9 protein-coding genes and 1 riboswitch are annotated in these 11942 nt (G+C 28.7%); of the genes, 3 read left to right on the plus strand and 6 right to left on the minus strand.

All coding sequences use genetic code 11. From position 1 onward, the window contains the following. Positions 1-140: 140 nt before the first annotated feature. From ACTG48_RS15380 to ACTG48_RS15390, 3 genes are read right to left on the minus strand one after another with little or no spacing between them, the layout of a single operon-like run. Entirely contained in the window at positions 141-1268 is a 1128-nt protein-coding gene (locus tag ACTG48_RS15380) for a M20 peptidase aminoacylase family protein (protein ID WP_479917294.1), read from the minus strand. A gap of 60 nt (positions 1269-1328) precedes the next feature. Continuing rightward, complete coding sequence (locus ACTG48_RS15385) at positions 1329-1814, minus strand: YjiG family protein (RefSeq protein WP_021385587.1); 486 nt, start codon at positions 1812-1814, stop codon at positions 1329-1331. Position 1815: 1 nt separating this feature from the next. Next, positions 1816-2484: a nucleoside recognition domain-containing protein gene (locus tag ACTG48_RS15390; protein ID WP_021385630.1), complete on the minus strand. Its 669-nt coding sequence runs from the start codon at positions 2482-2484 to the stop codon at positions 1816-1818. A gap of 385 nt (positions 2485-2869) precedes the next feature. Here ACTG48_RS15390 and ACTG48_RS15395 point away from each other — a divergent pair, with 385 nt between their 5' ends. Next, positions 2870-4894 carry a sigma-54 interaction domain-containing protein gene (locus tag ACTG48_RS15395; protein WP_021385602.1) on the plus strand — a complete coding sequence of 675 codons (2025 nt, stop codon included), beginning with the start codon at positions 2870-2872 and terminating at the stop codon, positions 4892-4894. A gap of 151 nt (positions 4895-5045) precedes the next feature. Here ACTG48_RS15395 and ACTG48_RS15400 read toward each other — a convergent pair whose 3' ends face one another. The 3 genes from ACTG48_RS15400 to ACTG48_RS15410 all read right to left on the minus strand — a co-directional run bounded on the left by ACTG48_RS15400 (position 5046) and on the right by ACTG48_RS15410 (position 8501). Beyond that, a complete protein-coding gene (locus ACTG48_RS15400) occupies positions 5046-6233 on the minus strand; it encodes a DUF3798 domain-containing protein (protein ID WP_479917295.1) in 1188 nt (395 codons plus the stop codon). A gap of 202 nt (positions 6234-6435) precedes the next feature. Next, entirely contained in the window at positions 6436-7707 is a 1272-nt protein-coding gene (gene brnQ, locus ACTG48_RS15405; protein ID WP_479918802.1) for a branched-chain amino acid transport system II carrier protein, read from the minus strand. Between the two features lie 140 nt (positions 7708-7847). Then, positions 7848-8501, minus strand: coding sequence for a pentapeptide repeat-containing protein (locus tag ACTG48_RS15410; protein ID WP_021385622.1), 654 nt, complete (start codon positions 8499-8501; stop codon positions 7848-7850). 328 nt (positions 8502-8829) lie between these two features. After that, positions 8830-8931, plus strand: a riboswitch (purine riboswitch). A 71-nt stretch (positions 8932-9002) separates the two neighbouring features. Between ACTG48_RS15410 and ACTG48_RS15415 the strand changes: the two genes are divergently transcribed. Beyond that, positions 9003-10346 (plus strand): NCS2 family permease, encoded by a 1344-nt coding sequence (locus ACTG48_RS15415; RefSeq protein WP_021385637.1) that lies wholly within the window; start codon positions 9003-9005, stop codon positions 10344-10346. A gap of 156 nt (positions 10347-10502) precedes the next feature. After that, positions 10503-11867, plus strand: coding sequence for an amidohydrolase (locus ACTG48_RS15420; RefSeq protein WP_479917296.1), 1365 nt, complete (start codon positions 10503-10505; stop codon positions 11865-11867). Positions 11868-11942: the final 75 nt, after the last annotated feature.

Consider the following 11942-nt stretch of genomic DNA (forward strand, 5'->3'; position numbering starts at 1 on the left):
TTTTATTGTCATAGTTTTTTTCAATGTTGCAAAAATAATTTCACCATATCAAAATAAGATTGCTCATATTAATTACATTTCAACTAATATAAGCAATCTTTTTCTACAATTTTTAAAATTCTAAATGTGGAATCATTAATTTATATATTACCCAATCTCTTTTCAACTAATCTACACCATATATCAACGCCATATTCTAAAGCTTTTGTATCGAATGTCACATTTGGATTATGAAATCCTGGTGTAGCATCAGCTCCCAATCCAATATATGTAGTTTTACATTTTAGTTTTTGTGTATAATAGTGAAAATCTTCTCCACCAGAATTTTTAAATATACCTATAGACGCATCTTCTCCCAATACATCTTTTATAGTTTCTTCAGCTAAGTTTACAAGCTCTTCGTCAAACTCTGCTGCTGGAACTCCATCTTTTGAAAGCAACACAGCTTCTGCATTTATAGAATTGGCAGAAGTTTTTACAGCATGTATTGCTTTTTCTTTTAATTCTTCTATTATCTCATTACTTTCTGCTCTTATATCTAAAGCCATAAATGCTTCATCTGGTATATTATTATATGTTTCTCCTTTAACCGATACATTTGTTACTTTTATAGAATTTGGTACAGCTGGATTTACTCTTATTGCATTTATTGCATTCACTGCTAAGCAAACGGCATCTACTGCATTTACTCCTAGATGCGGTTTAGAACCATGACAAGTAACACCTTTAATCGTAAATTCCATTATACAACTAGCACAATGATACATTGCAGGTATTGCCTTTCCCAATCTACAATCTTGTCCAGGTCTTAAGTGCATACCTACCATTTCTTCCACATCATCCAATAAACCAGAATCAATTACTCTTAATGCACCATATAACTTTTCTTCTCCTGGTTGAAAAAGTATTTTTAGAATTCCTCTCTTTACTAAATTTCTTTCTTTTATTAACTTTGCAGCTGTTAAAAGCATAGAAGTATGACCATCATGACCACAAGCATGTATCATTTTCTTTTCTCCATCTATTATAAATTCCAACGCATCCATATCTGCTCTTATAGCAAATACTGGTCCTTCTTTTTTAGAATCTATAGTTACTATAATACCAGTTCCTGCAATACCTTTACTAATATTTTCAAAACCCATTTTTTCAAGTTCTTTTAAAACAAACTCAGATGTCTTGTATTCTTCAAACCCTTTTTCTGGTATAGTGTGTAAATAATCATACACTCTATGTACATATTCAATATAATTTTTATTAGTTTCCATAATATAACTCCTCCTTAGAATGTAAATCTTCTATTTATATTAAACTTTTCTTATAATTACCTACACCACGAAATAATTCATTATAAGCATTGCAATACAACCATTTAAAGTTGCTATAACAAACATATGTGGATAATATTTTGTCTTTAATTCAGCAGTCCCTAAGAGTCTACCCATAAATTGTATCTGAGCTCCTGAAAGCAATAACATTGGTAAAAGAATTGCAACATGTGCTTGGCTTATCTGACCTGCTGTAAATAGACCTGCTATTACTCCAGATGCACCTCCCATTGATATAAATATTGTCATTATTGCAGTTGCTGCAACACCTGGAAGTCCAAATATACTCATTACAGGCGTAAATATTGTCCCTATTAAATCCAAAAGACCTGTTAAATTAAATATAGAAATTATAGCAAAACCGAATATAACATTTGGAGCCATTGAATTTGTACTTATTTGAAATCCATTTCTAGCTCCTCCAATAAATGCGTCTATTACATTCCCTTTCTTAGCTTTTACTTCTTTTTTTGCTACCTCACTCATATTAAACTTCCTCCTTGTCAAATTTATTTAAATATAGTCTAAGTAAGTTTGCTCCAACAAACTTCATAATTAATATTAAAGCAAGTGGTATAAATATTGGAACATCTCCGATAAATGGAAACAATGCTGCTCCAGAAGCAAAGAAGTTCGTGATTGCAGATGCACCTGAAAATTGAAATGCACAAAATACAGCTTTTTGTTTATCATCTATATATCCATCATCTTTAAGTTCTTTAGTCATAGATGCAGCTGCATCAGTAGATTGTAAACTAGCTATTAAAGTTAACCCTGCAAATCCAGGCAATCCTAGTAATGGTTTTAATAGAGGACTAAGAAGTTTTTGAGCTGCCTTCATTCCATCTAAATGGTCTATAACTCTAACTATTCCAAGTGCAAACATAACTGATGGTATCAGTGTCAATGCGTATAACCACCCATCTCTAGGACCAGTACCTCCATCTCCTCTAAAATTTGCAGCTAATGTACCTACACCATCATTAACTGTTCCTAATGTTCCAAAAGAACCCAATACATTGTTAAAATCCAATACTTTTAATGGCCCTGATGCATCTTTAAATATTCCTGAAAAGAATAATGCACCCAAGATTAATGCTACATACCCATACCATTTTACCTCTACTTTTTCTGTTGTTGATTCTAATTTGCTCATTTAAATTCTCCCTCCTGTTTAAATAAAATTTATTAGTATATCTCTTCAATAAGCAAAATTTATGCCAATAACTTAATAATAATGTTTTTGTATATATCTTTTTATTGTAAATTTATTCCATTCAGTAAATTGCTTATAATTACTAACTTCTAAAGTCTACAAATACCTTATTTTTTTTACTGCCTATTAAAACATACTTATTTAAATAAAAACACACATTATTTATTTCTTAAAAAATATTTATAAATAGGTTTTTATAGGATAAAAACCTACAAAAACCTTTTTTTGATTGAATTTCTAAATTTATCATCTTATTTGTTGTATAATATAACTTACCTTATACTTTAAAAAATAAAATAAATACTACTTTGTTAGGAGAAATAAAATGGATAAAAAGAAATTAATCCTTATAACATACGATAAATTGAATAGTAATCATTACAAAGAAGAGTTAATAAACTTTTTTGGAGATGAGATAATAATAGAAACACAAAATATACTCGATGGTATAAAAGAAAATTTAGAAGGAGACGTTGTACTTTCTCTATCACCTTTAACTAGTAATTTTTTAATAAAACATTTTAAAGAAGATATTGAAATTATCCATGGAACAAAAGCACTTTCAAAGCTTGGTTATGAAAAAATGATGCAACTACCTCCTGGTACAAAATCATTGCTTATGACAACTAATAAAACATCCGCATTTGAAATGGCTACCTACCTATATAAAATTGGGATAAATCATATAGATTTTGTACCAACATATCCAGATTGTAACGAAATATATGATTTAGATACAGCTATAACGCCAGGACAAATTAGATTTATACCAAAATACATAAAAAATATAGTTGATTTAGGATGGAGAAAAATTTCATTAGATACATATATGTCATTACTAGTGGTATTAAAATTAAAAAATGAAAAATTTATAGAAAGATTATACAAATTATCCAAGGAAACACTCAGTCATGACTTTTTAAATACATCATTAGATAATATATCTAAATTAAAAACTATACTTTACATGACTATTGATGAAATAGGGGATGGTTTAATATTTTTTAACACCTTCAACAAAGTTACCTTTGTAAATAAGTCTTTACTTAACATGTTGGAACTAGATGAAAAGCTTATAAAATCTCCATCTTTAATGGATTATCTACCAAAGAGTTTTTTGCATAAAATTACGAAGAATTTAAACATAGATAATATGATTATATACATAGATGAAATAGATAAAAAATTCATACTTTCTAAAAAACCATTTTATCTTTATAAAAATATAGAAGGTTGCTTAGTTACCTTAAAAGATGTAAACGATATAGAGATATTAGAACAGAAAATAAGAAGTGATTCTGTTAAAAGAGGTTATGTAGCTAAATATAAATTTAATAATATTATTGGAAATAGTGTGGTTATAAAAGATTGTATTGAAAAAGCAAAGAAAATGGCCCTTACAGACAATCCTATATTAATAACAGGTGAAACAGGAACAGGTAAAGAAGCCTTCATTCAATCAATACATAACCATTCAAATAGAAAAAATAAACCTTTTGTAGCCATAAATTGTGCTTCATTACCAAGTGAGCTGCTTGAAAGTGAGCTATTCGGATATGAAGATGGCTCTTTTACTGGTGCAAAAAAGGGTGGAAAAAAAGGATTATTTGAATTAGCTCATACTGGTACTATATTTTTAGATGAAATAGGAGATATGCCACATAATTTACAAGTTAAACTTCTGAGAGTTTTACAAGAAAAAGAAATCAGAAAAATTGGTGGTACAAGCATCATTCCAATTGATGTAAGGATATTAGCTGCCACAAATAAAGACTTAGAAAAATTAATCATAGAAAATAAATTTAGGATGGATTTATTTTATAGAATAAGTATGTTTACCTTGGACTTACCTCCTCTTAGAAAGAGATTAGAAGATATCCCACTTCTTTTAGAATCATTTTTAAAAGAACTTCCCTATAAAAATGTCAAACTAGATAAATATCTTTTAGAGACTTTAAATTCCTACACTTGGATGGGTAATATTAGGGAATTAAGAAATTGTATTGAATATATGGCTTACATGGGTTCTAATTATCTTACAATAAATGATTTACCTCAAAATATATCTTCAAAATTAAATAATCATCATGTATCAAATAATATCTCTATATTTCATGAATTAAGTCAATATGACAAAAACATATGTATTTCTATTTTAAAATCATTATATATGAAACCCATGGGAAGGACAAAACTAATGAAATTTATGGAATATAATGTCACAGAATATGAAGTAAGAAATATGCTAGAATATTTGACACACAATGGATACTTATCTTCTAGTAAAGGAAGAAAAGGTTCCACTTTAACCGAAAAAGGCATAAAAATAATAGAAAATAATATAATTTAAATCTATAGTAATTCATATTTACTTTATCAAGTTTTATATATCTATAAGATTTTATTTTTTTATAAGTTTTTATATAAAATAATAAAACTCATTTATTATCAGAAAAAGCTATGAAATTAGTATTTTATTACTAATCTCATAGCTTTTAATATTAATAGATTAATTGATTTAAAATTACTAATTGATAATTATAAAGTACATCTGTTAAAGGTGCAAATTCAGCACCAATTCCAAATTTTAATTCTGTAAATGCCTCTAAATAATCTGGTTCACTTACATCTTCTTGTGTCAAGTCACCCTTTACCATTTCACTAGCAAGATAGATTGCTAATGATGGTATAAAAGCATCCATTGGCATAGGATATCCGCCAAGTCTATTTGACATACCAGCAACCTTAGCTTTTTCACTTATCATATCGTTTATTTTATCATAATTTTGAGCATCTTTTTTAGATATTTTTAATCCCATAACCTCAGGATATGTTTGTGTTGGTGATGGATTACTTTGCTCTGCAACTATATACTTTAACTCTAAAGCCTTCGTTAATATAACTTCGTCCATATACTCATTTACACCAAATACATTTATGTCTTTTCCATATTTTTTAACTTGTTTTTCAATATCTTCATTTAAAAATTGCTTGACTTTATTTTTATCTTCTTCAGTATTCATGTTTGGTGTATCCACTTGTACAAATTGCAATCCTATATTTTTACAAGCCTCTTTAATCTTCTCTAGTCTTTTGGCTATATTAGCATCTTTTAAGTCATCTTTAGAAGCATAATGAATAAAAGCCTTTGCTCCCATTTCTTTTGAATGTTCTGCTAACAACTTTCCTCTTTCCTCTATATTAATTCCTAAATTCACATCAACATACTGGCTTAATTGATTCTTGTCATCTCCCATAGGTGCAGAAATAGTTATTATTTCTGAACGCTTTTCCTTTACCTTTTGTAACGCTGGTAAAAGACCTGCTTGATCTGTAGATACTACAATTGCCTGAATTTCTTTATCATCAGCCAATTTTACTATTTGATTTATAGCGTTATCTATATTAGAAGTAAAGTTTTCTGGTAATACAACATGCTTTATAGTTTGTTTAACTTTAGCTTTACCATCTTTGTCTTTATCAATTTTATTCTCTTCTTCATACTCTTTTGCCAACTCTTCTACTATATTATACTGTACTTTGTTTTCAGATAATGGTTGAGTCACTACTGCAACTTTAAAGTCATCTATAATTTCCTTTTTATCTTTCTTGCCTGTAAGCAAACTACAGCCTGTAAGTCCAATAATTAAACATATGGATAGCATAAATGCTGTTATTTTTCTAAGCATTAGTTAAAACCTCCTAAATTTGTACTTTCTTATCACTATTACTAATTTTATCATACTTCAAAGAAAAATTATATTATAAAAAATTATATACACATTATTGTACTTCAATCTAAAAAGTACTATGGGTAGATTAGGTTTTGATTAAACCTACCCATAGTACTAAAAAAATTATATATTATAAAATTAAATTAATTACAAATTATTATGCTACTTGTTTGTTGCTTTTTATGAAGTTACCAACTATTCCACCCAATATAGCTGGTATTACCCAGTTAAAGCCCAAACCTGCAAGTGGTAAGCTTTGTATAAATGGAACAGCTCCTGTCATTCCATTTACAGCAGATAATAAACTAACCACTAATGTAACATATGCTGCACCTTTAAATGCGTTATCATTCTTTATATTTTTACCAGCCAACTCCATGATAACTATTGCTAATAAAACAGGATATATAGTTTGTAGGATTGGAACTGATATAGCTATTATAGAATCAACACCTAAATTTGATATAAGCATACTAGCTATACATATCCCTATAACTAGTTGTTTGTAAGTTGCCTTGCTTATTCCTTCAAAATAAGTTGATATTGATGCTGTTAAACCTGTAGAAGTAGTAAGACAGGCAAGTGCTACAATTATACCTAAAATTACCTTTCCTACTTGACCATATAATAGTATACTAGTTATTTCAACTAATAAAGATGCTTGAGGAACACTAGTATCATATATTGTTGAAACTGTTGCACCTAAATAAGTAAGACCTCCATATACTAATGCTAGAAATACACAAGCTACAAAACCAGCTTTAATAGTCATTCCTATTTGGTCTTTATCTGATGTATATCCTTTACCTACTATAGACATCAACATTATAGTTGCCATAGATGCTGCTCCTAGAGCATCCATTGTCTGATAACCTTGTGATATACCTTCACCAAATAGATTTCTATCTATCATATGCTCTGGACTCATAGGTCCTGCTGGTGAAATTATACCTTTTACTATTAAAACAAATAATACTAATAATAACGCTGGAGTTAAATACTTACCTATTATGTCTATAACCTTAGAAGACCTAATTGTAAATGCTAAAGTCAATCCAAAGAAGATTACTGAAAATATTGCTTTAGCTACTGGTCCATGGTCTCCAAATATTGGTATAATACCCATTTCATATGTTGTTGCGCAAGTTCTTGGTATAACAAGAAGTGCCAAACATGCTAGAGCAGCTACACTCATTACTCTTGCTAATCCTTTACCAGCTCTCCTAAGTACATCATCCATGCTTCCCTTACATCTTGCTGTTGCTATAATAACAAGCATTGCTATACCAGCATCTGCAACAACAAAGCCAACAAGAGGAATTAACCAGTCTTTGCCGGATTCCATTCCTAAAAATGGAGGGAACATAAGATTTCCTGCGCCAAAGAACATAGAAAATAAAGCAAAACCAACTATAAAAATATCTCTCATCTGCTTACTCACACTAAACTACCCCCTTTGAAAATATTTTGAATATTAAGATAATCTTACTTTATTTTCATAAAAATGTCAATCTGGTAAAAATTCACACATTGTTAACGTTTTCCCAATTTATTTCATGAATATTTTTTTCATTTTATGATAATTCCCATCAATTTCGTTAAATCAATTGCTTGTGATACATCAAAGATAGCTCCTCTAATATCGTTTATTCCAACCTCAATTCCTTCAATATTATTAGTAGTAAAATCTACACCAGAAAGTCTAGCTCCATTAAAATTTGCTTTTCTAAGATTTGTATACTCGAATACCAAGTTATCATTTTTTACTTCTTGAAAGACAGAATTTTCAAAATTTGAATCTAAAATAGAAACTATCTTAAATTTAGAGAATGAAAAGTTAGAATACTTACCTAAAACATCCTTGAACAAAACGTTTTTAAGTATACAATCATCAAATCTAACTCCTATCAATTTACTGTCTTTAAATTCAACTCTATATATACTTCCTTCATCAAAAAATGTATTTGATAAATTACAATTTTCAAACACCACATCCAGTAAATCAATCTTTTTTAAGTTACAATTTTCAAAAGATACATTTCTAAATATACAAGACTCAAAGCTAACTCTTACAGCATCTAAATCACTTATAATTTCATTTTCTATAATTTTATTAAATATTTTTTCATCATTAAGTATATCATCAAGTATATTTTCAAAATTTTCAATAGTTTCTAATTCCCCTGTAAATTTAGGCTTTTGTACTTTAATAATTTTAGTCATTTTCCCCTCCACTATAAATTATATTCTTTTTATCATTGTTTTATTTAATATATTAACTTAATATATATATTTAATATATTAAAAAGTTTTTACGAAATATTCTTGTATTCAGTACATTTATAATTATATCACAAACTTAACTATAATAAACTTCCATTAATAGTATAAGGTATATAGGTATAGCTTGTTCTATTCTCATACGTATTTTATTATTGAAGATAATAATTTTTAATAATAATAACCTTAATTTTTTATAAAATCGACAAAAAAAACGAATAATTTCATTAAATTTATTGTAAATAATACAATATTACGATATAATACAACAGAAAAACAAATAGAAAATGTTCATATAATATTAGTAATATGGTCTAATAGTTTCTACAAACTCACCTTAAATGAGTTTTCTATGAATAGAATGTCAACTTTGAATATATATTCTATTCTATCTATATGAATATATATTTTTTTGTTTATATCTTAAGTTTTTTGGAGGTAAAAATGGTACCAAACACTAACAATGTACAACCAGATGGAAATAATTCATCACTAAGCTTTTTAGACAAAATGTTTAAATTCAGCGAACGTGGCTCTAATCTTAAAACAGAAGTGATAGGTGGAGTTACTACATTCTTAACAATGGCATATATAGTTTTCGTAAATCCAGCAATATTATCTGAAGCTGGTATGGATAAAGCCGCACTTATAACTGTTACTATATTAGCTACAGCCATTGGTACACTTATATTTGCACTTTTAGGAAATGCTCCATTTGCTCTAGCACCTGGTATGGGATTAAATGCATTTTTCACATACTCTTTGGTTATAGGAGCAGGAATTCCGTGGCAAACAGGTCTTGGGGTAGTCTTTTTATCTGGATGTGTATTCTTTACACTCGCAGTAACTGGTCTTCGAAAGACCATTGCAGACGCGATTCCTAGAGAATTAGCAGTAGCATCTTCAGCAGGTATAGGTCTTTTCCTTGCTTTTGTTGGTTTAAAAAATATGGGTGTTATAATAGCAAATCCAGACACTATAGTTTCACTTGCAGATTTTACACCAACAGTTTTAATAGCTCTTTTTGCTCTTATCTTAATGGCAATATTAGAATATAAGAAAGTTAAAGGTGGAATATTAATAAGTATCGTTGTTGCAACAATAATATCTATTATATTTGGATTTGTAGAATTACCAACAGCAATAATTTCAAAACCACCTAGTATAGCACCAATTGCTTTTAAATTAGATATTGTAGGAGCATTGAAATTCTCATTAATTGGACCTATATTCTCTTTTATGTTTATAGATATGTTTGATTCATTAGCATTTCTTATTACTTGCTGTAAACAAATGGGTCTTGAAGATGAAAATGGCGAAATAAAAGATTTAGGAAAAATGTTATATGCAGATGTTTCTTCTACTTTAATAGGTTCATTCTTAGGAACTAGTACAGTTACAACATTTGGAGAATCTGCTTCTGGTATAGCAGCAGGTGCAAGAACTGGTCTTGCTTCAATAGTAACAGCAGCATTATTCTTAGCTACACTTATATTTACACCATTACTTGGTGTAGTTCCTACTTATGCTGCAGCACCTGCACTTGTAATGGTTGGTGTGTTCATGTTTGAAAGCATAAAACAAATTGATTTTGCTGATAGTAAAATAGCAGTACCTGCTTTTGTCACAGTTTTATTAATGCCTTTGACTTATAGTATAAGTATTGGTTTATGCTTTGGATTTATTTCATATATAATAATGCATGTTGTAGCTAAAGAAACTAATAAAATCAGTATTACACTTTGGGTTATAGGTTTACTTGCAGTTGTAAACTTAGTTCTAAGTTAATATTTTAAAATATATAAAATAAAATCTTATTTATTTTAAATTTTATGAATAGCAAAATCAATTTTATATATAAATTGATTTTGCTATTAACTTTGTATAGAAAATTTATTATCATAATATGTAGATACAAAAATATATAGAAAAGGAAGGATACTTATGTCACAATTACTTATAAAAAATGCATATCTAATTACTATGAATGCAAATAGAGAAGTATACGAGAATGGAAGTATACTTATTGAAAATAACATTATAAAAAAGGTTGGTAAGTTTGATAGTAATATTGCTGATAAAGATGCCGAGATATACGATGCTAAAGGAAAAATATTAATGCCAGGATTAGTAAATACACATGTTCATTTATCTCAACAATTAGAACGTGGTCTTGCAGATGATGTTGTACTTTTAACTTGGCTTAGAGAAAGAATCTGGCCATTTGAAAGTAGCTTTAATTATGAAGATTCATTAATTTCATCCACTGCATGTTGTATTGAGTTGATAAAATCTGGTGTTACTACATTTTTAGAATCTGGTGGTCAATATGTAGACGCTATGGTTGAAGCGGTTGACAAAACTGGACTTAGAGCATGTTTAGCTAAATCGGTTATGGATACAGGAGATGGGCTTCCTGAGGCATGGCAAAAAACTACTGATGAAGAAATCAATACTCAATTAGATTTATTCCACAAATTTAATAATACATCTAATGAGAGAATTAAAATATGGTTTGCATTAAGAACTATTTTTAATACAACAGACGAATTACTTGTTAGGACTAAACAACTAGCTGATAAGTACGATACAGGTATACATATGCATATTGCTGAAATAGCTGATGAGATTTCATTTGTAAAACAAAATAATGGAGTTGGAACAGTTGAGTATCTTGATAAGTTGGGTGTGTTAGGTCCAAACCTTTTAGCTGCTCATACAGTTTGGCTTACTCATAAAGAAATTGATTTATTTAGATTACATGATGTAAAAGTTTCTCATAATCCAGCTGCAGCTATGAAAGTAGTTCTAGGGTTTGCATCAATTCCTGAAATGTTGGAAAAAGGAATACCAGTTTCAATTGGTACTGATGGCGCACCTTCAAATAATAGAATGGACCTTATGAGAGATATGTATTTAACTTCATTAATACATAAAGGTAGAACTTTAAATCCAACAGTCATTCCTGCTGAAGAGGTATTAGAAATGGCTACTCTAAATGGAGCAAAATGTGCTCTATTGGAAAAAGAAATTGGTAGTCTTGAAGTAGGAAAAAAAGCTGACATGATTATTCTAAATCCAGATACAATTCATAGTTTACCAATGCATAATCCAATTGGAAATATAGTTTATTCTATGACTAGTGAAAATGTAGACTCTACAATTTGTGATGGTAAATGGCTAATGAAAGAAAGAAAAGTATTAGTTGTAAATGAATCTGAATTGTTAAATAAGGTTAAAGAACAAGCTTCTAAAATAAAAGAAAAGGCGGAAGTTACAATTCCTTCTAAATTTAAAATCATAAAATAATACAAATTTCAATTGTTTTGTAAATATGAATATATAATTCTAATTATACATCATATATACAAAACAATTGTTTTT

The organism is Clostridioides sp. LIBA-6822 (assembly GCF_056688955.1).

What these genes read in the sequence shown, in the direction of transcription:
- ACTG48_RS15400 (WP_479917295.1), bottom strand. Translation starts at nt 6,233, where the DNA reads ATGCTTAGAAAAATAACAGCATTTATGCTATCCATATGTTTAATTATT.
- ACTG48_RS15415 (WP_021385637.1), top strand. Translation starts at nt 9,003, where the DNA reads ATGGTACCAAACACTAACAATGTACAACCAGATGGAAATAATTCATCA.
- ACTG48_RS15420 (WP_479917296.1), top strand. Translation starts at nt 10,503, where the DNA reads ATGTCACAATTACTTATAAAAAATGCATATCTAATTACTATGAATGCA.
- ACTG48_RS15385 (WP_021385587.1), bottom strand. Translation starts at nt 1,814, where the DNA reads ATGAGTGAGGTAGCAAAAAAAGAAGTAAAAGCTAAGAAAGGGAATGTA.
- ACTG48_RS15410 (WP_021385622.1), bottom strand. Translation starts at nt 8,501, where the DNA reads ATGACTAAAATTATTAAAGTACAAAAGCCTAAATTTACAGGGGAATTA.
- ACTG48_RS15380 (WP_479917294.1), bottom strand. Translation starts at nt 1,268, where the DNA reads ATGGAAACTAATAAAAATTATATTGAATATGTACATAGAGTGTATGAT.
- ACTG48_RS15395 (WP_021385602.1), top strand. Translation starts at nt 2,870, where the DNA reads ATGGATAAAAAGAAATTAATCCTTATAACATACGATAAATTGAATAGT.
- brnQ (WP_479918802.1), bottom strand. Translation starts at nt 7,707, where the DNA reads ATGAGAGATATTTTTATAGTTGGTTTTGCTTTATTTTCTATGTTCTTT.
- ACTG48_RS15390 (WP_021385630.1), bottom strand. Translation starts at nt 2,484, where the DNA reads ATGAGCAAATTAGAATCAACAACAGAAAAAGTAGAGGTAAAATGGTAT.